This is a genomic window from Sphingobacterium sp. UBA1897, from assembly GCF_002337775.1.
Classification (GTDB): Bacteria; Bacteroidota; Bacteroidia; order Sphingobacteriales; family Sphingobacteriaceae; genus Sphingobacterium; species Sphingobacterium siyangense.
On sequence record NZ_DDGR01000040.1, the window covers coordinates 232,729 to 256,654 of the forward strand.

The 23,926-nt window shown below is 36.7% G+C and carries 22 protein-coding genes; 8 read left to right on the top strand and 14 right to left on the bottom strand.

The window, feature by feature from the left end; translation table 11 throughout:
* The first annotated feature begins 29 nt into the window (after nucleotides 1–29).
* Nucleotides 30–2,024: a DNA ligase D gene (gene ligD / locus B4N43_RS25230; protein ID WP_286736961.1), complete on the top strand. Its 1,995-nt coding sequence runs from the start codon at nucleotides 30–32 to the stop codon at nucleotides 2,022–2,024.
* An 8-nt stretch (nucleotides 2,025–2,032) separates the two neighbouring features.
* Here ligD and B4N43_RS25235 read toward each other — a convergent pair whose 3' ends face one another.
* A complete protein-coding gene (locus tag B4N43_RS25235; RefSeq protein WP_286736962.1) occupies nucleotides 2,033–2,401 on the bottom strand; it encodes a hypothetical protein in 369 nt (122 codons plus the stop codon).
* 369 nt (nucleotides 2,402–2,770) lie between these two features.
* On the opposite strand from B4N43_RS25235, the gene B4N43_RS25240 reads away from it, so the two are divergent.
* The 3 genes from B4N43_RS25240 (at nucleotide 2,771) to B4N43_RS25250 (ending at nucleotide 5,061) form a co-directional block, all read left to right on the top strand.
* Complete coding sequence (locus B4N43_RS25240; RefSeq protein WP_286736963.1) at nucleotides 2,771–3,397, top strand: hypothetical protein; 627 nt, start codon at nucleotides 2,771–2,773, stop codon at nucleotides 3,395–3,397.
* A 152-nt stretch (nucleotides 3,398–3,549) separates the two neighbouring features.
* The gene (locus B4N43_RS25245; RefSeq protein WP_286736965.1) at nucleotides 3,550–4,170 is read left to right on the top strand and encodes a hypothetical protein; all 621 of its coding nucleotides are present in this window, start codon (nucleotides 3,550–3,552) and stop codon (nucleotides 4,168–4,170) included.
* A 243-nt stretch (nucleotides 4,171–4,413) separates the two neighbouring features.
* Nucleotides 4,414–5,061, top strand: a complete 648-nt coding sequence (locus tag B4N43_RS25250) for an HD domain-containing protein (protein WP_286736966.1) — start codon at nucleotides 4,414–4,416, stop codon at nucleotides 5,059–5,061.
* A gap of 58 nt (nucleotides 5,062–5,119) precedes the next feature.
* Here B4N43_RS25250 and B4N43_RS25255 read toward each other — a convergent pair whose 3' ends face one another.
* The 8 genes from B4N43_RS25255 to B4N43_RS25290 all read right to left on the bottom strand — a co-directional run bounded on the left by B4N43_RS25255 (nucleotide 5,120) and on the right by B4N43_RS25290 (nucleotide 11,768).
* The gene (locus B4N43_RS25255; protein ID WP_286736967.1) at nucleotides 5,120–6,286 is read right to left on the bottom strand and encodes an MFS transporter; all 1,167 of its coding nucleotides are present in this window, start codon (nucleotides 6,284–6,286) and stop codon (nucleotides 5,120–5,122) included.
* Nucleotides 6,279–6,611, bottom strand: coding sequence for a hypothetical protein (locus B4N43_RS25260; protein ID WP_286736968.1), 333 nt, complete (start codon nucleotides 6,609–6,611; stop codon nucleotides 6,279–6,281). Before B4N43_RS25260 ends, B4N43_RS25255 begins: the two co-directional genes overlap by 8 nt.
* Nucleotides 6,608–8,608 carry a glycosyltransferase family 2 protein gene (locus B4N43_RS25265; protein WP_286736969.1) on the bottom strand — a complete coding sequence of 667 codons (2,001 nt, stop codon included), beginning with the start codon at nucleotides 8,606–8,608 and terminating at the stop codon, nucleotides 6,608–6,610. The genes B4N43_RS25260 and B4N43_RS25265 overlap by 4 nt, the downstream gene beginning before the upstream one ends.
* A gap of 36 nt (nucleotides 8,609–8,644) precedes the next feature.
* Complete coding sequence (locus B4N43_RS25270; RefSeq protein ID WP_286736970.1) at nucleotides 8,645–8,881, bottom strand: hypothetical protein; 237 nt, start codon at nucleotides 8,879–8,881, stop codon at nucleotides 8,645–8,647.
* Nucleotides 8,882–8,962: 81 nt separating this feature from the next.
* Nucleotides 8,963–9,709, bottom strand: coding sequence for a DUF6282 family protein (locus B4N43_RS25275; protein ID WP_286736972.1), 747 nt, complete (start codon nucleotides 9,707–9,709; stop codon nucleotides 8,963–8,965).
* A 14-nt stretch (nucleotides 9,710–9,723) separates the two neighbouring features.
* Nucleotides 9,724–10,401 (bottom strand): aldo/keto reductase, encoded by a 678-nt coding sequence (locus B4N43_RS25280; protein WP_286736974.1) that lies wholly within the window; start codon nucleotides 10,399–10,401, stop codon nucleotides 9,724–9,726.
* Entirely contained in the window at nucleotides 10,383–10,916 is a 534-nt protein-coding gene (locus B4N43_RS25285) for an aldo/keto reductase (protein ID WP_286736976.1), read from the bottom strand. Before B4N43_RS25285 ends, B4N43_RS25280 begins: the two co-directional genes overlap by 19 nt.
* A gap of 30 nt (nucleotides 10,917–10,946) precedes the next feature.
* Complete coding sequence (locus B4N43_RS25290; protein ID WP_286736978.1) at nucleotides 10,947–11,768, bottom strand: SDR family NAD(P)-dependent oxidoreductase; 822 nt, start codon at nucleotides 11,766–11,768, stop codon at nucleotides 10,947–10,949.
* Nucleotides 11,769–11,925: 157 nt separating this feature from the next.
* Here B4N43_RS25290 and B4N43_RS25295 point away from each other — a divergent pair, with 157 nt between their 5' ends.
* Nucleotides 11,926–12,822: a helix-turn-helix domain-containing protein gene (locus tag B4N43_RS25295; protein WP_286736981.1), complete on the top strand. Its 897-nt coding sequence runs from the start codon at nucleotides 11,926–11,928 to the stop codon at nucleotides 12,820–12,822.
* 133 nt (nucleotides 12,823–12,955) lie between these two features.
* Here B4N43_RS25295 and B4N43_RS25300 read toward each other — a convergent pair whose 3' ends face one another.
* Nucleotides 12,956–13,396, bottom strand: coding sequence for a helix-turn-helix domain-containing protein (locus B4N43_RS25300; protein WP_286736982.1), 441 nt, complete (start codon nucleotides 13,394–13,396; stop codon nucleotides 12,956–12,958).
* A gap of 613 nt (nucleotides 13,397–14,009) precedes the next feature.
* Here B4N43_RS25300 and B4N43_RS25305 point away from each other — a divergent pair.
* The 3 genes from B4N43_RS25305 to B4N43_RS25315 are packed head-to-tail and all read left to right on the top strand — an operon-like array spanning nucleotide 14,010 to nucleotide 19,255.
* Nucleotides 14,010–14,690, top strand: coding sequence for a TlpA family protein disulfide reductase (locus tag B4N43_RS25305; protein ID WP_286736983.1), 681 nt, complete (start codon nucleotides 14,010–14,012; stop codon nucleotides 14,688–14,690).
* Nucleotides 14,683–17,883, top strand: a complete 3,201-nt coding sequence (locus B4N43_RS25310) for a SusC/RagA family TonB-linked outer membrane protein (protein ID WP_286736985.1) — start codon at nucleotides 14,683–14,685, stop codon at nucleotides 17,881–17,883. The genes B4N43_RS25305 and B4N43_RS25310 overlap by 8 nt, the downstream gene beginning before the upstream one ends.
* A gap of 10 nt (nucleotides 17,884–17,893) precedes the next feature.
* On the top strand, nucleotides 17,894–19,255 hold the full coding sequence (locus tag B4N43_RS25315) for a RagB/SusD family nutrient uptake outer membrane protein (RefSeq protein ID WP_286736986.1): 1,362 nt from the start codon (nucleotides 17,894–17,896) through the stop codon (nucleotides 19,253–19,255).
* Between the two features lie 56 nt (nucleotides 19,256–19,311).
* Here the strand turns inward: B4N43_RS25315 and B4N43_RS25320 are convergent, their stop codons facing one another.
* The 4 genes from B4N43_RS25320 to B4N43_RS25335 form a co-directional block, all read right to left on the bottom strand.
* Complete coding sequence (locus B4N43_RS25320) at nucleotides 19,312–19,644, bottom strand: hypothetical protein (protein WP_286736987.1); 333 nt, start codon at nucleotides 19,642–19,644, stop codon at nucleotides 19,312–19,314.
* 226 nt (nucleotides 19,645–19,870) lie between these two features.
* Nucleotides 19,871–20,329 carry a hypothetical protein gene (locus tag B4N43_RS25325; protein WP_286736988.1) on the bottom strand — a complete coding sequence of 153 codons (459 nt, stop codon included), beginning with the start codon at nucleotides 20,327–20,329 and terminating at the stop codon, nucleotides 19,871–19,873.
* Between the two features lie 60 nt (nucleotides 20,330–20,389).
* On the bottom strand, nucleotides 20,390–22,603 hold the full coding sequence (locus B4N43_RS25330; RefSeq protein ID WP_286736990.1) for a trypsin-like serine peptidase: 2,214 nt from the start codon (nucleotides 22,601–22,603) through the stop codon (nucleotides 20,390–20,392).
* Nucleotides 22,604–22,718: 115 nt separating this feature from the next.
* Entirely contained in the window at nucleotides 22,719–23,723 is a 1,005-nt protein-coding gene (locus B4N43_RS25335; protein ID WP_286736993.1) for a helix-turn-helix domain-containing protein, read from the bottom strand.
* Nucleotides 23,724–23,926 lie beyond the last annotated feature (203 nt).

The following is a 23,926-nucleotide window of genomic DNA, read 5'->3' on the forward strand; positions in this document are numbered from 1 at the left end:
ATATGCAGTATGTTATTTAAAAATAAGTTATGGCAAATCCAAAATCCAGAATGCCAAAAAAAATCAAGCCAATGCTCTGTACGCTTACGAGGGAACCACTACGTAATGAAGATTATTTATATGAGGTAAAATGGGATGGTTATAGAATCGTGTCTTTTGTCCAGGATGGACAGGTTAAAATGAATTCTAGAAGTAGTTTAGATTATACATCCCGATATCCAAATATTGCTAAAGCGTTAAAAAAACTAGGTCATGAGGTAATAATTGATGGTGAAGTAGTGGTTTTTAATGAAGAAGGAAACGCTGATTTTGATGCTCTGCAAAAGTATAATGGCCTTGCAAGCCCAATCTATTACTGTGTCTTTGACTTGTTGTGGTTGGATGGTAATGATCTACGGAATCAACCTTTAACAGTCCGAAAGGAATTGTTAGAAAAACTTATTCAAAATGATAGCACATTTAAGTATAGTGAATCCTTTGAAGATGGTGAAGACCTCTATCAGAAAATGCTGGATCTGAATATGGAAGGTATAGTTGCCAAACGAAAAGAAAGCCACTACATAGAAGGAGATCGTGGTTACAGTTGGCTTAAAACTCCGACAAGAAAAAGGCAGGAGTTTGTGATCGGGGGATGGGCTGAATCCGAAAAAGCCAGATCTTTTAAAAGTTTATTATTCGGAGCCTACGAGAATGGGAAATTTATTTGGATCGGCAGAAGTGGTGCTGGATTCAAGGACAGGGAAATGCCCGAAATCCTCAAAAAGCTTCAGGCACTTGAAACTAATAAATCACCATTTGTGAACAAGGTTTTAGATACAAAGGGGGCGACAATCCATTGGGTCAAACCTCAACTTGTCGCTAACTTTGAGTTTGCTACCTGGACCAAATCAGGAAGGATCAGAAAGCCTGCTACCTTTCTTGGATTCCGTTCTGATAAAGAACCAAAGGATGTTGTCCGTGAGGTGCCAAAGAACGTTTTGAAAATAGAAGAACTATCTCGTGAAATTGAACCTGGTATTTACCATGATAAACCGAAACTATATTTAAATGAAGGAAGTAATTGGAAAAGGGTAGACGAATCAATAGAAGGAAAGGAATCGGATGATTTCCTTATGACGAACTGCAATATAGTTCTCCATGATATTGGAAGGGAGCTCTGGAAAGGTATCCCAAAAGGTGAGCTTGTATTATATTACAACCGAATCTCAGATTATATATTGCCCTACTTAAAAGGCAGACCACAATCTTTAAATTTAAAGCTGACATATGCAGGTGGTCCTACCACATTCATAAAGGATATGGAAAATCGACAACCTGACTGTGCCGATATCTATACCGACCATAGGCGAGTATATAAAAAGGGTAAAAGGAGTCAAATTGATTATCTGGTTTGTAATAATGTAGAAACTCTTCTTACAATGGTAGATTGGGGTTGTGTGGATATCAATCCTTGGGCTTCACAAGTCAATTCCATTGAATCTCCTGATTATATTTGGCTTGATCTAGATCCGACCGTTGAACATTCAGGTGAAGAGGATAAAGGATTTGAAATGGCCATTGAGGTTTGTAGGGCGGCAAAGGATGTTTTGGACAAGTCAAAATTAGTAGGATATATAAAGACATCTGGTAAAACTGGCCTTCACATTTATATCCCAATTAATGGGTTTAATTTTGATGCAGCACTATTTTTAGGTAGGTTTTTAGCGGATCAGGTTAATGAATTGGTGCCGGATATAAGCACAAGATCAATAACAAAGAATCATCGAAAAGGGAAGGTATATATTGATGCTGATCAGAATAACTATGCTGATACACTGGCGTCGGCGTATTCTATACGCCCTTATCACGAACCTACTATCAGTACGCCTTTAGATTGGAAAGAGGTTAAGGCTGGATTAGATCGTTATTCTTTCAATATTAATACGATTGAGAAAAGAATAGCGAAGAAGGGGGATCTATTTCTTCCAATACTTGACGAAAAAATAAAAAATAGAAATTATTCTATATTGAAAGATCTTCTTTAATCCAGATTTTATTTTGAACTGATTTGCTTCCTCAACTCGTCGATCAGTTGTTGTTGAAGCAATATAGTGCGCTCCTTTTCTTGAATTATTTCATCTTTTAATTTCAACTTTTCGTTGAGCATTTCAATTTCTTCCAATGATCGCTGTTGCTCTTCTTTTTTGAATGCAGCAATTGGATCTTTATCATTCAAATAGTCCAAAAAGTTAACTCCTGCACATTTGGAAAGTTTAAGAAGACGGCTCAGTAAAATATCATCCTTCGTTAGAATTTTCTCAAAAGCAGATTCCGAAATGCCTATTGCCTGACCAGCAACTTCATTTGAAATACCTTTGTATCGTAGCGTTCTTTGGATATATCTTCCGATTGACTCTTCCATAATACAAAACTGTACACTAGAATCTGTCAAACAGAATTTAAAACCTCCAAATTGATGAGAATAATTTCCAAAATTTGGAGGTTTAATATATATATTCTATTTTTGAAGATAGGGTTAATGTGCTATCGGCGCAAATTTTGGTTATAGATATAATTCAAAAGACTCATTTGCCATACTATATACTGTTTTTATTTTTTGCGAATTTGAGAACTGCGTTGGTAAATGAATTTTATAACCATAAAAAAGCTAAAATAATTTTATATGTTTTCGAAGAGATTAATTCTTTCGCATATTTAGAAACCTAATACACTCTTTTAGTTCTTAAACCATTGTCAGTAGCCACATATATTTTTAATTTAAATAGGAGATATGAAAGGAAGGATATATAATTTAAAAGCGAAGAACTCACAACGAGTAACCCAAAATATGGTTGAGAAAATGGAAGAGGTTGTAAACGATATTGATTTAACAAACTTTTCATTATCGAATGAATCTTCTGGCGATAGAAATTCTATCAGTGAATTCTCTATCAATATTGATTCTGCGGCATCTCTTTTAAATACATATTTTAAAGTTAAAGATCATTGGGGCGGTTCCGGTTTAATAACACTTAATAGTCTTTTAAAATCTAATCAAACTAAATCAAATGTATTTCTTAACGCATACATGAAAAGTCTTTTTCAGATCTTTTTGCATGATGATGAAATGCAGTGGATTATTATATCTACCCTACAAGAAAATAATCCTGATCTGGATGACCTTTCAATAAGAGTAGAAAAAAGATGGAATTTATTTTTCCCCTTTTCGCAAGTCATCAATAATGAGAATTTACGTTTGAGGACTCTTATATCTGTTCTTTTGTCCGGCCTACATTTTTATGTATTGCAATCCAAAAGTGAGAGTAGTATATTCTATAATATGGACTTCAATAGTAAGGAATGTATTGAGCAGATTGAGAGGTCTATTTGGAGTATTCTCGATTGGACTTTTCAATAGTCATTCACTTCTAAGCTCTATTTTTCTGAATGTGTAATTGATCGAGTAGATCACCTATTTCGTATGGGTGAATTGTTGGTTCGTCGAGAATATTTGGAAAACTATTTAATAAGATATATACTTACGAAGAGAGTGAACCTTTATAATTCAAAATGAAAACAAATAGAATATTAATAATCCTTTTCGTAGCATTATCCTTTTTTTATTCCTGTTCCCAATCCAAAGAAGATAAGTATATCGGTTATTGGATAGAAGATGGGAAACAACACTCCGAAGTGTTAGAAATAAAGAAGGAAGGTGATAAGCTGTACCTCAATAGCAAAGACATTGATGCGCCTGCCACATATAATAAAGATGAAAAGACGGTTAGCGCTCAAATAACCAACGGTTCTGCTTCGGTTACTTTATTGATGAATCTGTTAGAAGATACCGATAAAATGAAAATGAGCATCGGGAACCAAGGAGCTGCTTTTTTAAGGGTCTCCAAAGAAAAAGCAGAAGAATATAAAAAAGAGAATGATGCTTATTATGATCCCGATTTCTTTATTGGTGAATGGAAAAGTGACGTAGAACAAGAAGTTCCCTTGAAGATCGTTAAAGAAGGCGATTCCTATTTCTATGTAAGTGGCTTTCTAGGTAAAAAGAAGTTGGCTTACGATAGCAAAAAGCATTTATTGATCGGTAGTATGGGAATTAGTACGATTACAGTAAGACGGAGCGGGGAGCAAGAAATAACTGCATATGGAAACAGAAAATACAGGAAAATAAAGTAAGAAAACTTCGGTAGTAATTCCATCTTTTTAGGAGGTATTGGTGGATGCGCTAATTATGGTGAAATAGGTAATTCCATGTTGTTAAAAGTTCCCTAAATCACAGTTGGAATTATTAAACCAGTTTATCATATTGGATTATGTTCTTATCGAAAAATCACATCCCAATGCGTGAAAAACATTAAATTTGCTTTATTATTTAGAAAATAGAAAATAAAACCGAATAGATATATATATATAATTAAAATGAATAATCAAATAAAGTTGGAACAATTATCAGCGATAATGGATGTACTGAGATTAGCTGAGAAATTAAAGTTCGAATTAAGGCATAGTTGGTTGTCTAATGGGAGACAAGAAAGTGTCGCGGAGCATACTTGGCGAATGTCTCTAATGGCTATTTTGATTGAGCCGCTTTTGGATGAGAAGGTAGACCTTGCTCGTTTGTTAAAAATGATCATTATCCATGATCTTGTTGAAGCAGAAGCAGGTGATGTATCTGTTTTGGATCAGATTCGCAATCCAGAAATCAAGAAGATTAAACAACTAAATGAAGAAAAGGCTATCCTTAACATTAGACAGATGCTTGCAAACAGCAGTGGTCAGGAGATATATGATCTTTTCTATGAATTTGAGGAGAAAAAGACCTTTGAAGCAAAAGTAGCCAATGCTATTGATAAATTGGAGGTACAGCTACAGCATAACCATGCTGATATATCCACTTGGGAAGAAATTGAATATGACTTGTCTTTTGTGATTGGTAAACATGTACAATTCGATCAGACATTTATCCTATTAAAGAATCTAATAGAGAAACAAGCATCGGAGAAACTGGAAGAAGCCGGTTTGAACGTCGAAGAAATTCGTATTCGTGCAATTTCGACTTTTAGCTAGTAGAAGATTTAACAAAAAGAGGCGACATGCGAGTAGATCTCGGAAGTCACCTCTTTTTTTATATTTCATATGAATCAGATTTCAATTTTCTAGAAAAGGGTATTATTAGTGAGCTAATAAATAACAGACAAACAAAAGCTGTTCTTATCGAGAAATTTTGTGCTATTATTCCAATAAAAGGTGGAGCAAATAATAGTCCTAAAAAACTAATTGAGGATATGGTCGTAATATACTGATTCAATTTGTCTGTGCCTATTTTAGCCAGTGTACTATAGACAACAGGCACTACAGAGCTAGTGCCTAAGCCAATAAAAAAATAACCCACTAAGATAATTGTATAATGTTCACTTACGGAACTTATCAAAAAGCCAAAAACAGATAAAAATCCGGCTAGTGTAACGGTTGAATAAAGGCCAAACTTGCGTACCGAAAAATCAGAACCAAACCTTCCAGACATCATCGCAAACATAAATGTAGAATATCCCAAAGAGCTCAAAAAATGATCTGATTGTACTGTACGTTTAAGATAGATTTCTGACCAATCATACATCGAACCTTCACCTATCATTGCACAAAGAGCAATTAGGCCTAGAATTAAAACTTTTTTATTTTTAATCTTAAAATCAAATATCGTAGACTGTTTATTGCTTCTGTTTTCATTGATCAGATTCTTATGAGAAATAAATAGTACTATGATTACAATTATAGCGATAACAAAGAATTGAGTAGACACCGGTATATGCTTTGACATGCATAATGAACCAAATAGTGAACCCAAGAGTGCGGATACACTCCATATTCCGTGAAACGACCCCATAATAGATTTTCCAAATAAACGCTCCGTTTGGGCAGCCTGTAAGTTGGCTGTTAGATTGGTCGCGTTATTCGAGAAGCCAAATAGCATTAGACAAAAACCAGTAAGGTAAATGTTTTTGATAAAAGATAGCGCGACCAATGTTACCATTAATCCAATGACGCCAGAAATTAATACACGTTTGCTACCGAATTTTCTCGTGAGGTTACTTGAAATTGGCAAGGAGAGTAAAACACCAAATGGCAGACAGAACAGTAATAGACCAAAACGGCCATCATCTAGCTTTAGATTTTCCTGAATATATGAAATCCTGGAAGTCCAACTCGAAAAACAAAGTGCTGATATTAGGAATATTGCAGATACATTTTTTCTAATTCTTTCCTTTGGTATAAATATGTTTAGGTTATCCATGCTTTTCAGCCTTAATCAAGCCCATTAGATAAAATTGAAAGATAGAACTCAACGTTATAAAAGCAGCATTTAGCAATAGAGATGTTTCCAAGGGCCTATTGTAGAGGTAGTTGATTAATACAAGTGTTAAAGCAGCGAGTGATAAGAATGTTTCCAGCCTGAAATATTTGACCAGATTGTAAAAATTACTGTTAACTTGGTTATCATTGGTGTGAGGGGTAATCTTGAATGGCATTGTTTTATGCCTAAATACAGCATATGTTCCCCTGCTGAAGGATGTTGATAATGATTTTAACACCATCATACTTACAGCTATTGTTTTCATCGAAAATCCTTCTTTTTTGCAAGGTGGAGATGCGTCATTAAGTTACCGATGGCCTCCATGATGTAAATACCAAGTATAACAAATGATATGGCATTGAGGTATTGATTACTATAGAAAAGACTAAGGATCAGAAGTAGGATTGTTATAATATAATAAGGAAGACAAAATATATTGGCATGTATACTCGGTATGGGATAATAAGACATGGCTAGTTTGGTTCTTTTTGCTACATCCTTTACAAAGAAGTCCCTAAATATCTGCGCATTACCAAACGCCCATCTATAAAACTGTTGTTTGGCATTTTTTAAGTTTGAAGGAAGCAACGTTTTTCCATATGGGTGATCAACAAATATGGACTCATTTCGATCTAAGATCAGTCTTCTGGATAATTCCATATCCTCGCAAAGGTATTTTCCGTTCCACTGTCCTTTTTCTTCAAGTATTGAACGTCTAATTATCCCCATGTTTCCAATGAATGGAACTCTCCGTTTAGAATGTGCATAAGTCAAGACCTGAACAGCCTTGCTGGAAAGATATTGCGCCTGAACCTCAACGGTCAGCCGGCCGAGGGCAATCCTTTTCCAAATTCTGGTCTGTATATCAGGAGCATCGTTCGATTTGAAATACAGCATGGAGGTAGCCGGGTCATAGGCTGCGCCTCCCCATTCCGCACCACCACGTGTTCCGGGCATCATCAATGTACCTTTAAGGTCAGGGGGAGTAAACAGTCCCTCATAGCGTAATGAACGGAAACGCTCTACGAGGGCTTTATGGTCTGCCTCGGAGTAACGGGTGAGGTCTGCTTCGGTCATCAACTGCCGTGAAAATGGTGCTGGTTTTAAGGGGAATGGTTGTGTTGCCCAAGATTTTTCGCCGGGCATATTGGATTGCGGTACTTTGCGTTCTTCTATCGGGAAAAGTGGCTCCCCGGTTTCACGGTTAAAAACAAATACAAAACCGTGTTTCGTCAACTGCACAACGGCATCTATGTCCTTGCCGCCCCTTTGGATAGTTACAAGGTTTGGCGGTGATGGCAGGTCATAATCCCATATATCATGGTGTACTATCTGATAATGCCATACATAATTTCCGGTAGCGGCATCCAAAGCCAATACACTGTTTCCGTAAAGGTTTTGCCCCTCACGGTCAGCTGCATAAAAGTCGTATGAGGGTGAACCCAATGCCATATACACGATACCCCTTTTGTTGTCGAGGCTCATGCCCGCCCAATTGTTTGCACCTCCGGCATATTTGTAAGCATCCTTTGGCCATGTTTCATACCCCGGTTCGCCCGGATGGGGTATGGTATGAAATGTCCAAACAAGTTTTCCGGTATTACAGTCATACGCCCGGATGTAACCGGGAGGGGCATCGTAAACATCGGGTAGCCGTGAACCGATTATGATAAGGTCTTTATAGATAATACCGGGTGTGGTCAGGGAGACGGAAATCTTTTCGGGGTCATCCCGCAAACCGATATTCATGTTTACTTTTCCATTATCGCCAAATGACGGAACAGGTTTACCCGTGCGGGCATCCAATGCAATGAGGTGGTTGTCTGCTGAAAGTATAATCCGTTTGTCGCTTCCTTTTTCCCAATAGGTAACGCCACGCAAAGGGCCGTTTCCGTCCCCTCCATCAAAAGGGTCGTAAGACCACAGTTGCTTGCCCGTTGCGGCATCCATCGCATAAGCCAGCAATTTAGCAGATGTCGTGTATAGCACACCGTCTACAATAATCGGGTTGTTTTGGCTCAATGCAGGGCGGGAACCGTCCGGCATATCCTTGAAGTCAAACGTCCAAGTGGGCTTTAACTGGCTTACGTTTGATACATTAATCTGTTCCAAAGGGGAATAACTCGAACTATGCCCGTCTGCTTTATAAACAGACCATGTCCTGTCCTTGTTGTCTGGTGATTTACAACCCCCGATAGCCAGCAATACTGCTATGGTCAGCAAACTACAAGTTACATTATTGATTGTTTGTTTTTTTATCATGTTTAAATCATCGTTTAGGTTATCAATCCAATATTTCTATGTCCGAAGTCCTACCAGCATTGCCGGGTTGCGGCGAAGCAACAAATCAATATCTTTTTCTGAAACACCTTCCGTTTGTAAGGTTCGGATACAGGTATTCATACCATCAATAGGATGCGGCATACCCATCTGTCCCAAATCTGTTGTTATAAAACTGCGCTGTGGATTGATGCGGGCAAAGGACAAAAAAGCTTCATCGCTCATGCGGGTAAATTCCGGTAGTCCTGTTCCCATTCCCCAAAGATTGGTGATATAACAGTATTCAATAAATGCACCTAAATCAATACTCTTGCACCTAAATCAATACTCTTGCACCTAAATCAATACTCTTGCACCTAAATCAATACTCTGTTTTATTTGGTCTTGCGTCATTGTCCAAATACCGCTATTGGCATGGGTAACAACGAATTTCTGTAAACCTACTTCACGTGCTTTGCGAGCCAGTATGATTGCTTCTTCAGGTGATGAATGTCCAGAGGCAAACATAATTCCAGCTTCTTCACAGATTTCCATTACTCTGACCACTTCGGGCAGAACTTTACGTGAACCGCTTAATATGGGAATACCTTTTTCTTTACTCTTACGCTGTTTTAGCTGGTACATGGCATCACCTGTCGGCATCCATATACAACGGCAGTAATTACCTGACGTTGCCACTGCTTTTTCGGCTGCTCTAACATTGACCTTATCGCCATGTACAGCGTTCATTACCAAGCTGCCGAAGACTTCAAAATCGGGAACTTCCTCACGGATGAGATAAACCCGGTCATGACAACTAAAATCGTTGCTTTTATACATAATCGAGCGGTAGCCTGCCTTATGTGCATCACGGGCAAAACTAAGTTCATCTATCAGTCGTGGTTTGCTGTCAGGGGAAGCATGGATATGAATATCGCATACACCTTTCAGAAGTGACTTCCTCTGTATTTGGGTTTCGTCATCACTCTGTTCTCCCGATGTAATACCGGGTAAGCTGGTTATGCCACTTGCCGAAACAAGTCCCGAAGCCATCAGGGAGCCTCCGGTTATTGCTGCTGCTTTAAAAAATTGTCTGCGTTCCATGCCTGTTTGCTTCTTTAACTCTGTACCTGTTTTTGCTCGGAAGCAGGATAGCGGTCGCCCACAATGGTAATACCTGCCACTGCCGTTTCAAGTTCGCTCCATTCCTGCGCAGTAAAAGAAAAATCCAATGTTCTTAGGTTTTCTTCCAAATGTGAAAGTTTGGTCGTTCCCGGGATTGGGACGATGAACGGTGCTTTTTGTAGCAGCCATCCTAAGGCTATCTGGCTGGTGGTGATACCTCTTGTACGCCCGAATTTGTTCAGTTCTTCCACTATTTTAAGATTTGAACGTATTGCTTCGGGGGTAAACCGTGGCAGGATGTTACGGTTGTCGTTGCCTGAATTGAAGTTGGTATATTCATTTATAGCTCCCGTGAGGAACCCTCGATTCAATGGACTGTACGGAACAAAACCGATATCCAATTCTCTACATACGGGCAATACTTCTTTTTCCACTTCACGCCACATCAGGTGGTATTCGCTCTGTATTGCGGTAACAGGCTGTACGGCGTGCGCCTTGCGGATGGTATCGGCTCCCACTTCACAAAGACCGAAATGTTTTACTTTTCCCTCGGCAATGAGGTCTTTCACCGTTCCCGCCACATCTTCGATGGGTATATTGGGGTCTAAACGGTGCTGGTACAGCAATTCTATCACATCAATATTCAGTCGTTTCAACGATGCTTCCACCATTTCACGGATGCGTTCAGGCTTACTGTTTGGTTGGCGGGCATCTCATTTTTTTTGTTGCCTGCATAATTAAAGCCAAATTTTGTAGTCACGGCAATCTTGCCCTTAAACTCGGCAAGTGCCCTTCCTGCCAATTCTTCATTAAAGAATGGGCCATAGGTCTCTGCCGTGTCAAAAAGGGTTACGCCACGCTCCACCACTTGATGAGCCAGCTTAATCATTGCTTTTTCATCAGGATGTGCGCCCCGGTGGTAATTCATTCCCATGACACCGAACCCCAATGCCGAAACTTCCATAGCGGCACTGTCTTTTCCCAAAGTGCGGCGTTCAGTAATGACAGGCATAGTATTTTCGTTTTGACTTTTTTTTGAAGATGTTGTTTTCTGCTCTGTACAGCCTTGTACCAAAACAGTAGGAACGCAGGCAGCCGCTCCGAAAAGAGCAGCATTTTTTAAGAAGTCCCGGCGATTGGACGGGCTACTGTTTCCCTCGTTTAGAATTTGCTTTTTGTTACTCATATCTATATTTTTTTAGTTTATAATATGCGTTTATTGGATGCTATAACCACCATCCACTACCAAGTTATGACCTACGACAAGACTTGCTGCATCACTGCACAGAAATACCACCGTACTGGCTATTTCTTCGGGACGACCTAAGCGACCCACAGGTACTGCTTTTAACATCGCATCCAATGCATCCGCCTGTCCTCCGGCTATCATCTTATCCGCCATTGGCGTATGGATTAGTCCGGGACTGATGGAATTTATACGTATGCCTTGCGAGGCATATTCCAACGCTGCACTTTTTGTAAGTCCGATTACACCATGTTTGGCTCCATGGTAGGTTCCCCTTTGCGCACCGCCTAAAATGCCTCCAATGGACGAACAGTTTACAATAGCACCGTTACCCTGTTTGCGCATCTGCTGTAACTCGTATTTCATGCAACTCCATATACCACGGAAATTTACACCCGTAACACTATCAAAATCTTCCCTTGTCTGGTCGGCTGCATCTGCCAGTACATTTTGGATACCTGCATTGTTGTATGCTGCATCCAGTCTTCCAAATGTTGCAACCGTTTTATCGACCATAGCTTTCACCTGCTCATCGTCCGATACATCACAGACAATAGCGAGCGATTTATACCCCTCTGCGTTTAGCTGTTCTGCTGCTTTGTTTACCAAATCTTTATCATAATCGGCTAAGGCAACCGATGCCCCTGCTTGCGCAAAAGCTTTTGCGCTTGCAAATCCAATACCTTGTGCTGCCCCTGTAATAAGAACAACTTTATCTGCCATCAGTTTCATAATCAATTCTTTGTTGATATTTTTTTTAAAAATACTTTCGATATTTGTAGTGATTTTCACCACGTTTTAAACTTTATAGTACAAAGTTCCCATCTTATTAAGATATATGTCTTATACAATCCACGGATTGTGCTACCATTTTCACTGATTTGCACGTATTTGCAGTGAGGGTTAGAAATAAACAATAAATTTGTATTGATTTTTAAATGCAGATAAAATGAGCGAAATATTAAGAATTGACACGGTAAGCGAGCATGATGCCTTTTATCATAAGGAGAATTTGCATCCTTTGGTGAGCATCATGGATTTTGACGGCAGAATGCCGGAAATCTACGCATCCAAGATGAATTTTGGCTTTTATGCAGTGTACCTAAAAGAAGTGATGTGCGGCGATATGAAGTATGGCAAGAATACCTACGATTATCAGGATAAGACACTCGTTTTTGTAGCACCTGGTCAAATTATCAATGTGGATATCAATAAAGATTACAAACCACAGGGATACGCATTATTGTTTCACCCTGACCTGATACGGGGCACGTCTTTGGGCAGGCATATTGATGAATATACATTCTTTTCCTACGAAGCAAAAGAGGCTTTGCACCTTTCCGAAAAGGAGCGAAAGATTGTATTGGATTGTTTCGACAAAATCAAATACGAGTTGGAGCGAGGTGTTGATAAACACAGTAAGATGCTGATTGTTGATAATATAGAATTGTTCTTGAATTATTGTATACGTTTTTATGACCGCCAGTTTATTACCCGTAACAATGCAAACAACGATGCCTTAGTCCAATTTGAGAAACTTTTGAACGAGTATTACCAATCGGATAAACCGCAAACTATAGGTTTGCCATCTGTTACCTATTGTGCAGAACAACTCAATCTTTCGACCAACTATTTTGGCGACCTGATTAAAAAGGAAACGGGGAAAACTCCTTTGGAATATATCCAATTGAAAATAATGGCTTTGGCTAAACAGAAGATATTGGACAATCAGAAAACGATTAATGAGATTGCCTACGAATTGGGGTTTAAATATCCGGCACATTTTACTAGGGCTTTTAAGAAAAGTACAGGAGTAACACCTATAGAATATAGGTCATTAAATTAAAGGATATTTATATAAAAAAGGCCCCTGCACTTTCGCACAGAGACCAAGTTCTCTATCTTTATATGTAAGCTTTTTTAGGTTCAATTTTTACCTGAATCTTCGTTTTTTCAAAGATATAAGTTTTTAGTAATTCTTACCTTTTTCCGATTTTTCTAACGGTTCCATTATCAAGATTGCTATCAGCTTCTTTACCGTTTCCTCCAGAATTGTTTTTAAATTTTTCTAACTCTGCTCTTAGCTCTGTTATTTCCTGATCCTTGCCTGTTAAAATGCCTTTAAAAACGTTGATAATTTCCTCTACAGGATGGATGTTATAATTATTGACTTGATCATTAAGGATATTATTATTAATAATAGCATTTTCGTCGAAGCCTTTAATTGCTTCTACACTAGCTTGCAGGACTTCTGAAACTTTTTTTAATTGTTCCTCACTGATTTCTTTTTTATTTTCCATTTTCGATACATTTTGTTGGGCAATGCCTAATTCCTTAGCAAATGTTTCCTGTTTCATTCCTCTTAGTAAACGAATTTTTCGGATATTTTGACCAATATGTTTTTTAGCAAAATCGTACATAACAAAGGAAAAATTATTATACGAATATACTAAATTTTTAAGATATCATCGTAAAACTATTCTGCCTAGAGGTGTATTTTACACCTGATCTAACTATACTATTTTTTAACGGTTTAGTTATATTTGATTGATATTCCTATTGTGAAAATGGGATATTAAACAAAAATGAATTAAATTTAAGCACTTAATTGATAATAATAGGTGCTTATACGAGCCTCGCACAACAAATCTGACAATTTACCCTGCGAGTGTGAGTAGTGCTACCTGACCCTATAGTTCAATAGGGTCGGTACCTGCTTATGTTCTAATGGGGACCCCTTCCTTTGGAAGGGTTGGCTTTGTCAGAGCCAGTTGCATTAGACTTTGTAAGGGCCGGCCCTATTGTTTTTTGTAACGCTTATATTCTTGTTGGGAGGCTCACTCTTAAAATAGTGAGTAGATGAAAAAACAATTATTAAAAAATATTAAAAAATCCCCGGAGTAATTTTTCGTATTTCAGATGGTTTATATTTATTAGTAAGCTAACAACGCCATTATTTATTAAATAACGATTATGAACTCGAAGAGCTAGATTCTACCTATCAAATATCAGCTTTTCTTAAATACCAATGTGATGCGAAATTTAAGCAAATGGGATTTCTATGCCCAATTAAGACCGAAATTAAAACGAAGTTCCCTACATCATAACCTTGGAAATAAACGATTTAAAGCACTTGCTATGATCGTTTATTTTGTTTCTATGTTTAGTTTATTGTCCCAAGCTCAGCCTGCAAAAGCGCAGGCTGTTGCAAGGGATATTGTGCCATTATTAGTTGGTCAAAAAGTACCCGATGAGTTTTGGAAAAAAGAACATCTGTTTTACCAAAAAGGGGATACAATTAGAAAAAATTTGAGTTCGTATAAAGGCAAACTTCTCCTGTTTGATTTTTGGGCGACTTGGTGTGGAGCGTGTAAAGCCTGGTTCCCGATTAACGAAAAGCTCCAAACAGAATATGGTAAAGATTTAAAAATTATCCTTGTAAACAGTGATGTCAAACATGACGATGTTAGAAAAATTAGTTCCGTTTTATCAGACGATCAATTTTTTCAAAATGAAGATGGTGAATCAATAATCTTTGATAAATATTTAAAATCTTTATTTCCCCATAATTCAATTCCAAGATATATATGGGTTGATCCTAAAGGGATGGTAAGAGCAATAACAACAATGGACTTTGTTTCATCAAAACAAATCGGAACGATCCTTAATAGAAAAGAATTCTTAGAGTTACGGAAAGGAGATAAAAATGAATAAGATTGGGCTATCAACTGTATCCCTGATGTTCGTTTCAAAAATAGCTATTTCTCAAGTGATGGTAAACGGACAGGTTCTGGATTCAACTGGTAATGGACTTTCGGAAGTGTCTATTAAATCTGATAAATCGAAACAGATAATTAAAAGTTTGAAGGATGGTAAGTTTGTTCTATCGGTTCGTGATTCAATTGGTTCAATAAGATTAAGCGCTGTAGGATATCATAACTTGGAGGTCAATTATGGTCCAAGAGAAATTTTACATGGCCTGAAAGTTGAAATGAGGACGGAGACAAAGCAAATTGAAGAGGTAAATGTAATTTCTACTGGATATCAACGATTACCAAAAGAACGAAGTACGGGAGCATTTACATTTTTATCGGAAAAAAATCTTAATGAACAAGTCAGTACTGATATTCTAAGCAGGTTAGAAGCCGTGGCAAGCGGGGTTAGTGTTAATAGAACAGTTGTCGGTGCACAAGGATTGACAATTCGTGGAATAAGTAGCATGCAAGGATCGAGAAAACCTCTTATAGTGGTAGATAATTTTCCTTATGAAGGTGATTTGGAAAATATTAATCCCAATGATGTTGCCAATATTACGATTCTGAAAGATGCTGCTGCTGCTTCAATTTGGGGGGCGAGAGCTGGAAATGGAGTAATCGTAATTACGACCAAAATGGGACGAACGAACCAACCATTGCAAATCCATACAAACTCGAATTTGACAATTTCATCGAAGCCTAATCTTAAGTATTTGCCAGTTTTATCTAGTGCCGACTATATAGACATTGAGAGATTTCTATTTAATAACGAGCATAGGTTTTCAGATACGTCCTCACGGTCAAAAGTTCCGTTCACACAACTTTATGAATTGTTATTTGCAGAAAAAAATGGAAAAATAAGCGCCGAATTTTTGGAACAGAGAATTTCAGAACTAAAGAATATAGATATCCGAGAGGAATATTTGAAATTAATGTACAGACCCGCATTTAAACAACAGTATGCTGTTGATTTTAGCGGAGGAACGGAAATGGCGACTTGGTATTTTTCAACTGGTTATGATAATAATATAAATGAATCGTATGCGAATTATGAACGTTTCAATCTTAGTTTTCAAAATACATATCAACCATTACCTAAGTTAAAGATAAGTTCGGGGATACGTTTTACTACTAGCAAGAATAGAAAAGGTAGAACTAAGTATGGGGATGTGAGGATGGTTAATTCGGAATTACCACCTTATACACAGTTTTTGGATGATAATGGTGAATTTTTGCCAATTCCAATTACCTATCGAAAAAGTTTCCTCGATTCAGTAGGTGGTGGAAGACTATTGGATTGGAATTATTATATGGATGACTATCTACATGTAAGTAATTTTGCAAAACTGAATAATATTTTAGTAAACGTCGGTGCTAATTATTCGTTTACTAAATGGCTAAATTTTGATATTAAATATCAATTGGAAAAGCAACAAAATGACACTGAGACTCTTTATGGTGAAAACTCTTATTTTGCTAGGAATATAATAAACCAGTTCAATGAGTTGTCGGATGGCAAATCAATAAATAATGTACCGATTGGTGCAGTGTATGATCCTTTTCGGAGTAATATGCTTTCAAATTCTATCAGAGGACAAGCAAATGTTCAATATGACTCGAAGCGACATTCTTTTACAGGAATTTTAGGAATGGAGGCCAGAAGTTTATCGGACAAGTCCATTACCGATAGATTTTATGGATATGATCCTGAGGTTGGTACTTTTTCCTTTGTAGATTATAATAGGACATATCCAAGTATTGTCAATGGCTCTCAATATTTTATACCACAAAATATAGGGTTTTTAAATCGTGAAAATAGGTTTGTATCTGTATTTGCGAATGTTGCTTATTCATTTAATAATAAATATACACTGAGTTCGAGTGTAAGAGGTGATGCTTCAAATCTCTTTGGGGTAAATACGAACGACAAATGGAATCTATTATGGTCCATTGGTGGGACTTGGAACCTAAGTAGCGAAAAGTTTTATTCGATTGACTGGTTACCTTACGCAAAATTAAGGGCTACGTACGGTTTGAGTGGAAATATTGATCTAAGTAGAAGTGCGGTTACTACAATTAGCTATGCTCCTTCTACAAACCCATATACACAACATAAAATTGCTAGATTCAGTCAATATGGTGACCCAGAATTGAGATGGGAAAAAGTGGCTATGACTAACATTGCATTGGATTTTGGGGCCAAAAATAATAGAATAAACGGAAGTATAGATCTTTTCTTTAAAAAAGGAAGTGATCTCTTTGGGCCTGCCCAAATTGACTATACTGCGGGAACAGATATTACATTGACGAAGAATGTTGCGGCACTTAAAGGAAAAGGTGGTGACATTATCATAAATAGTTCCAATATAAAACGGAAATATTTTCAATGGCAGAGTAATTTAAATTTCAGTTGGTACAAAGACAAAGTAACAAATTATTATAGAACAGACATAAATGGAAGGTTCTATGTTACACCTGAATCCCCAACTTTTACAGGAATTATAGGAAAACCATTGTATTCTTTTTATTCATATAAATGGAGAGGGTTAGATTCAAATAATGGCGACCCTGTAGGGATTATTAATGGATACGATAGTAAAAATTATAATGCGATAACTGGTGACTCTACCTTAATTACAGATCTTATTTATAGCGGTTCCGCAATTCCAGTTATATATGGCTCTTTAGGGAATTCTTTTAGTTGGAAGAGCCTTACGCTTTCATTCAGGGTACAATATAATTTGGGGTATTATTATAGACGGAAAGCGATTGATTATTCAGGTCTCTTTTCGAATGGAGATGGAGGACATTCAGAATATGCCAATAGATGGATAAAATCAGGAGACGAACAACATACTAATGTTCCATCAATGGTTTATCCAGCCAATTCAAACCGAGATTTTTTCTATAAAAATGCTGAAATCAATGCTGTAAGAGGAGACCATGTTAGGTTGCAGTATATAAATGTTGCTTATGATTTCATTCGCGATAATTACAATAAAATGAGAGGGTTTGAGAAGATCAATGTGTATCTAAATATTGCCAATGTTGGACTTTTGTGGAGAGCCAATAAGGAAGGAATTGATCCTGATTATAGATCAGGACCTCCACCTACAAGGACGATTACAATTGGCACAAGATTAACTTTTTAATACGAAAAATATGAAACAGGCGATAATTATATTTCAGGTTATATTGTGGGGGCTTATATGTTTTGGGTGCAAGGATTTTTTGGATGAACGCCCTGATAAAAGCTTAGTAATACCATCAACCCTTGAGGATCTTCAGGCTATTCTTGATGATTATAATAATATTGTTGGTGATCCAACCTATGGAGAGATAAGTGCTGACGATTATTATCTAACCGATGTAGGATGGAGTACCATTCCCGAAGAAGGCCATAGAAGGGCATATATGTGGGAGAAAGACTACCTTTTTAGTGAATTAACTTCCTTAGAATGGCTGAATGTATATAGAAATGTTTATAAAGCGAACACAGTATTGGAGAAACTTGACGAGATAGAACGTAATGAAAAGAACAAACAGTTATGGGATGATATAAAAGGGCAGGCTTATTTTCTTCGTGCAAGAAGCTTCCTTTCAGTTGCAAATATTTGGACAGTTGGATATGATCCAACTACTGCAAAAGAGAAATTGGGAATACCTCTACGGCTTGAATCAGACTTTAATATCCAATCCAAGCGAGCATCACTAGACGAAACATATTCAACGATAATAAACGATTTGAATAATGCCATCGGCTTATTGCCAATAAATTTTACTCATCCCACAAGAGCTTCGAAAGTAGCTGCATTAGGATTACAAGCACGGACATATCTCTTAATGAGAGACTATGAAAACTGTAGAAGATTATCTAATGAGTGTTTAGAATTGAAAAATAATTTAATGGATTTTAATCATTTGGATCCAAAGAAGAATTATCCAATTTCTCAATTTAATGATGAAGTTATTTATGTGAGTCAAATAGGGAATCCACAACCATTAAGGGCTACTAGAGCCAAAATTGACTCTAATTTAATGTTGCTTTTTGATAAAAATGATCTTAGAAAAACTGTATTTTTTCAAAATAATGGCGATGGTTCTTTTGGCTTCAAAGGAAGTTATCAAGGTAGCAATACTCTATTTTCTGGTTTGGCGACCGATGAGCTATATCTGATGCGTGCGGAATGTAAAGTTCGAAATGGGGATATTAAAGGAGCATTAGATGATTTAAATAAACTCTTAAAATCAAGATGGAATAACAAAACAAATTTTAAACCTGTCGAAGTTTTTAAGAAAGAGCAGTTGTTAGATCTCATTCTCATAGAAAGAAGGAAAGAACTTTTAATGAGAGGAATTAGATGGCCAGATATCAAAAGGTTGAATTTAGAAGGGCGAGGGATAAAGTTAGCTAGAAGAATTAATAACCAAATGGTATTATTAGAGCCAAATGATCTAAGATATGCGTTGCCAATTCCAGAATCTGTAATTGAAATAAGTAAAATTGAACAAAATCCTCGTTAGAAAAAACTAGAGCTTGGATTTAAACCAAGCTCTAGTTTTTTGTTGATCTGTTCTATTTATTTAGAACGCTTGTTAACATTCGGATCAGCCATGATCTGAGCAGGTGTCTTTCCAGATAGATAACTTTCAATAGATCCGGTCAAATTAACGGAACAAGGAAGTTCTGGTTCCGCATCACAATTTTGAGCGTCACCTGGATCATCCGACCATTTCGCTGGATTTGTAGCCTCAGATAAATCTGTGCCAATGAAGTGGTAAGTTGTCGCTTTTACTATTTTAACTTCATCTTTTTTGTTCATCACTGCTGCTATGGCAAATGTTCCAGCTACCATAAAAGCCAAGATTAAAGTGAAAAGTGATGCTTTCACTATAAAATTTTTTCTCATCATAACATTATGTTTATGATTGTTAGTAAATGTCTTTAGGGACATCCTAAAGGTTTGATAAAATTAGGAAAGAGTATTTGCGTAAACCTGTTAGAAATTGAGAGGAACAAAAAAATGTAACCCATTTTTCCTCAATTTTGAATAGCATTTTAAATAACGATAATCAACAAAAAAGGGTAGAAATTACTTCCTACCCTACAATTTATAAATTTGGAAAATGAAATATTTATTATTTTTCTAATGTCCAGACCTGTGTTTTGTTATCAAATTTCGCAAAAACATCGTTCTGTTTTATATCAATTAACTTATAATCCTTGCAAGGTGAGTTCTGGTCAATTTTGGTAGTATAAGTTATTTTATCAGTAACGTCAGGTTTAAGTTCAATATAAAAGGTACCAATTTCTAATTTGTCTAATGTTACAGATAGGAATTTTGCATCCTTATTAATAGTGAAATTAATTGGAGCTGTTTGGTCATTTGCCAATACTTTATACATTTTTATATTTGCTGGAGCATACAATGGATTATCTCCAAAAATTAGATCTTTTCCGCTATTATCTATATAATTGATATTTGCGACCAAAGGAACGTAAATATCAGGACAGGCTACAATTTCATCTTCACTTTTACATGATCCGATGGAAACAGCAATAACGGATAGAATTAGAAATTTTAAATAATTTTTCATATTTAGTTTGTTTAATTAGTAATAGAGAGAACGTACACCATTGTAATTTCGCTACATTACCTATTGGATATCAATAGCTACCATCTCCTTAAGATCTCCAATAGTAATTTCTATTAAATAACGTCCCTCCCGCAATTCTGGAACATCAATTATCTTCTGTAAACCTCCATCTTTGTAATTAAGATCTACGATCGCTCCTGTTCCATTTGGTGAATATAATTTGATGTTTTTAATATATGTAGCTTTTGTATAATCCTTTGGATTGTTTCCTTCAATCGGACTTATATTGATTTTTTTACTTTTAGAATTATAGTCTGCTTTGAATAACGCCGACGTTGGACATGCCGCATATATCGTTACACCGCCACCTTGTGGTCTGCCACAATTGTCTGTATAGCTACAATTAATTGCACCTCCGCCACCTTTGATAGATACCCACGTTGTTGTTGAATTGGGATTATAAATATTTACCTGGACATTTGGAGGCAAGGTGCTTGTGTACCAATACCAGCCAGAGGTACCGTTGTCAGAATTTCCAACTAGGAACCATTCCTGCCAACCGCTGGAATTACAATTTCCATATTTTGTACTTTGTATGGATGTTGATGTTAAGGTTGTAATACGTTTTTCAGCTAAAATAAAAGAACCAATTTTAGCCTGTAAAATATCGCTGCCATCGCCGATTTTAGTTACAGTTGCTGTTGCTCCTGATCCTGAGACAGAAAATACACCCGATCCATAGGTTGACCAAGTTATGGTCGCACCCACAGGTGGAGACTCTAATGTGTATGTTTTAGAACCAGAGCAATTTAGTTCAGGGCCAATAATACTACGTTGTTTTGTGTATGCGATAGCTAATCCTGTCCCTGTAGGGTCAAGCCAGTCTCTTAATCTACGTTGCGCAATTGTTCCACTGTTCCACGACCAGTCAATTTTACCATAATATTTTGTAACTGGGGCGCAGATATTGTCACCCCCATGCAGTTGACCAATGATTAATTTGTTTTGATTTAGGATAAATGAACCAGAAGACCCTCCTTCTGTTGTACCATCTGTAAAATTGACTGCCCAATGTGAATTTGCGGGAGAAGTTCCTCCTCCTAACCAACTTATCGAACTAGGATATGAAGTTACGTTTTGATAAGAAAGCGAGATTTTTTTAATCATGCCTGCAGGATGATGAATTCCCGTTGCCGATGTTGCGCTGGTTGTATTTCTATCCCATCCCACCCAAGCAGGGTTATAATTTGTTAGATTTTTTGGGTCTTCTGATAGGCGGAATAAAGCCATGTCAGATGGCTCATAGTTTGCCACTAGCGTTGCTCCACTGGTTGTAAAGTGTGGAGGTGCTGTAGAAGGATTGGAACAGTTTGGACTTTCATAATTCCACCAAAATGTCCAGTCTGACGCATCTGGATTATTGACTGCATCCAAAGAACCTAAACAATGATTTGCTGTTAAAAAATAAGGGCTCATATCTCGTGTAGCAGTAGTAATTAGTGATCCGGTACATAGTGCATTCCCGTTTATTACGATTACTGCTACTGCTTGTTTTTCTATTTGGAACTGTGATCCTTCAGGGCAATTGATGTTGATGTAGCAAGATAAAGCCTTATTAGATATTTGGGAAGGTTGATCTCCGATTATTACATACCTATATCCATGAACAACATAACTAATTGAGATAATTGGTAGGTCAGTTACTCCTTTAGGTTGATAGTATTCGAGTATAGTATTATCACCATAGATTAATGCGGTAGCAAATTTGCCTGGTTTTTCTTTAGTGCCTTTATTATTTATACTGGTGAAAGCTCCAAAGGTCTGTGATTTACCTTCATTATATATGAATAGTTTTCCTCCTTCAGGTAGCCAAAATTTATCATATAATAAATTAATAGAAATGGCTTTTGGGCTGTTGATCTTAAAACGCCATAATCTGCCACCATCGGGGAGATCTTCCCAGGTTCCAGAATTCTGAATATTCCAATCTACTTTAATTTTATATCCAAATCTCGGAGGTCGATTATTGATGCTGTCTTGTCTGTCCTCTTCTATTAATCTTTTTAAATCTGGTATACCGGAAGTTTGTTTAGTGTCAATACCTTTCTTTAAATCAAGTTTCAGAGTTTGGGATATAGGATTTTCGTTTGTGCTTAATTGAGCAAAACATAATTGAATTACAAATAGTTGCCCAATGAAAATAACCAATGTACAAAAACTTGGTATTCTAAAATTCAACGAACGCCAGGTTAATAAGGATGTTAAGCTTTTCATATTTAATAGTTTATAGTTATGGAAATAAGTGATTCCTAAAATATCAATATGATTTGGTGTTAACCTATTGAAAATGGAGAGAATTATTCGTTAATATTTTTAATATTCTCAATTTTCAATAGCTTTTTTTGCTTTTCTTTCGAAAGGTAGTTGGGGAGTAACCTGTTTTATTTCTAAAATAATTGGAAAATGTTGTTGGTGAAGTAAAGCCAATTCGAACTGTTATTTCATTAACGGTCAAATCGGTTTCTAATAAAAATTGGATAGATTTTTCTAAGCGAAGATTATTGAGATATTGTCCAATTGAACAGCCGAATATATTTTTGGAAATTTTTCGAAGCTGCCATTCGGTTAACTTAAGTTTTATTTGGATTGTGGTAAGCCTACATTCATCTTCAAACATATAATGATTATGTAAATAAAGTTTGATATTTTCGCCAATTATCTCTTCTGGTCTATTCGTGTTTTTGTAGTCTTCAACAATATATTTATGATAAGTTGTCAAACAGGTAGAAATCTGTTTTAGTATACCAATATGATCTTCCATGTTCCTTACTACAGTCATCCTTAGTCTCCCTAATATGCTCCAGACCTCTTTAATAATTCTTTTATGGGGAAGTATTATCGGTGTATTGGAACTAGTCAACCAGGCATTGTATAATTCATCAAAAATCGAAGGAGATTCTTCCGTTGTAAAAGACCAAAGCTGTTCCAATGCGATACCTAGAATAGCATGATGACCGTTCTCTAATTTCATCTTATATCTGACCGCTGGCCCATAAGTTAGATAAAATGTTGGTTTGCGCATTTTTGTAAGCTTTTCACCTTGATAAGTAAAGTATTCAATCTCTCCGCACAAATGAAAAAAAAGAAATGTCGTTGGTTTTGTCAGTCTAAATAGTATTGATGCTTCTTGCTTTACTTCAAATTCAAAAAGTTGCATATTTGCTCCCATTAAACTTCTAGATTGCTCAGAAATCACAACCTCTGGAGTTTCAATTACTGTCCATGGGAGACCGGTCACCGGAAATCTGCAATGATTAGGTTTATGGCGAATTATTTTAGAAACTGATTTTCCACGATTCTCTTCAATAGGCTCTATGATTACTATCTGCTCCATGCCTTTATTACTATAAAAAGGGTGCAACATCATTAAGTTAGATTTCTATCCAAAAATTGATAGATGCGGATAAAAATTCTAATATCAATTTATAGCCGATTAAAATACGCTTATAAAGCCTTAATTTTAAATATTCTCGTCCAACTGTATTTTGACCTTGATAAATCATGGGATTTGCCCGATATTTTGGAATGTAACGATTT